The sequence below is a fragment of the Oerskovia rustica genome (assembly GCF_014836555.1).
GTDB classification, from domain to species: Bacteria; Actinomycetota; Actinomycetes; order Actinomycetales; family Cellulomonadaceae; genus Oerskovia; species Oerskovia rustica.
The window spans coordinates 22,125-23,995 of record NZ_JACSQQ010000049.1; the positions used below are offsets into that span (position 1 = coordinate 22,125).

General features: G+C 75.7%; 2 protein-coding genes. Both read left to right on the top strand.

From position 1 onward, the window contains the following. The coding region (locus H9652_RS18300; protein ID WP_225228455.1) for a site-specific integrase at window positions 1-701 on the top strand (701 nt) is incomplete at its 5' end. A 46-nt stretch (window positions 702-747) separates the two neighbouring features. Beyond that, on the top strand, window positions 748-1,871 hold a 1,124-nt coding region (locus H9652_RS18305), incomplete at its 3' end, for an NAD(P)H-binding protein (protein ID WP_191798087.1).

Genomic DNA, 1,871 nt, shown 5'->3' on the forward strand with positions numbered 1-1,871 from the left:
CCCCCCCCCCCCCCCCCCCCCGCCGGGTCGCCAAGGACCTCACGGCGGACGGGATGCCGCGGGCCAAGGTCCTCGCGCTCGCGTTCCGGCTCCTGGACCTCGCCTACTTCCGCGCCGGCAGCGAGGCGTACGCGAAGCAGAACGGCAGCTACGGTCTCGCGACGCTGCGCACCGAGCACGTGCGCGTGCGGCGCGACGGCTCGGTCCACTTCCGCTACCCCGCGAAGTCGGGGCAGGTGCGTGACGTCGTCGTCGAGGACGAGCGGGTCCGCGAGATCGTCACCACGCTCGTGCGGCGTCGGGGCGCGGGCGACCTGCTCGCGTGGCGCGAGGAGACGCCGGGCGGCGTGGTCTGGCACGACGTGACGAGCGCGGACGTGACCGCCTACCTCAAGGAGCGCCTGGGCGAGGACGCGACCGCGAAGGACTTCCGCACCTGGCACGCCACCGTCCTCGCCGCCCGCGCCCTCGCGGACGCGGGTGCACCACCCGCCTCCGACCGCGCCCGGCGGGCCGTGGTCGCGGGCGTGGTCCGGGACGTCGCCGACGAGCTCGGCAACACCCCGGCCGTCGCCCGCTCGTCGTACATCGACCCTCGCCTGGTCGACCTCTGGGAGCGCGGGCAGACCATCGAGCCGCTCCTGGGCAGGCGGCGCAGCCAGGCCGCGGCCGAGCGCGCCGTGCTGGACCTGCTCGGGTGACGGCCGGTCGCGAGCCGCCGTCCCTCGGGTCACCATGGGGAGCACCATGACTCCCACCGACGACGCCGCTCCCCCGCCCACCACGACCGCCCCGGCCGCCGAGTCGGCCGCCGGGCCCACCGTGGCCGGGTCCCGACCCCTGACCGTCGCCGTCACGGGGGTGACGGGCTACGTCGGCGGCCGCCTCGTCCCCGAGCTCCTGGGCGCCGGGCACCGCGTCCGCGCGATCGCCCGCCGCCCCGAACGCCTGGTCGGCCGCGACTGGGCGCAGCACGTGGACCTGGTCCAGGCCGACGCGTCGGACCTCGACCAGATCCGCGAGGCGCTGCAGGGGGCGGACGTCGCGTACTACCTGATCCACTCGCTCGGCACGGGCCGCTCGTTCGCGGCCCGCGACCGGCGCACGGCCCTGACGTTCGCCCGGGCGGCCCGCGAGGCGGGCGTCGGGCGGATCGTCTACCTGGGCGGCCTGTTCCCCGACGTCGACGACGCAGACCTGTCCCCGCACCTGGCCTCGCGCAAGGAGGTGGGCGAGATCCTGCTGTCCTCGGGCGTCCCGACGACGGTCCTCCAGGCCGCGGTGATCCTCGGGTCGGGCTCGGCGTCGTTCGAGATGATGCGCTACCTCACCGAGCGCCTGCCTGCGATGACGACGCCGCGCTGGGTCGACAACCGCATCCAGCCGATCGCGATCCGCGACGTGCTGCGCTACCTCGTCGGCAGCGCGACGATGCCCCCGGACGTCTCGCGCGCGTTCGACGTCGGCGGCCCCGACGTCCTGACCTACCGGCAGATGATGCAGGGCTACGCGCAGGTCGCAGGGCTCCCGCGACGCCTGATCGTGAGCGTCCCGGTCCTGACCCCGCGCCTGTCGAGCCACTGGGTGGGTCTCGTGACCCCCGTGCCCGCGAGCATCGCACGCCCCCTGGTCGAGTCCCTGGTCCACGAGGTCGTGTGCGACGAGCACGACATCGCGCGGTACGTCCCCGACCCGCCCGGCGGGCTGATCGGCTTCCGCCGGGCGGTCGAGCTCGCGCTCCAGCGCGTCCACGACGGCGAGGTGACCACGCGCTGGTCCTCGGCCGCGGTCGAGGGGGCGCCGAGCGACCCGCTGCCCTCCGACCCCGACTGGGCGGGCGGCTCGCTCTACGTCGACGAGCGCCGGCGCGT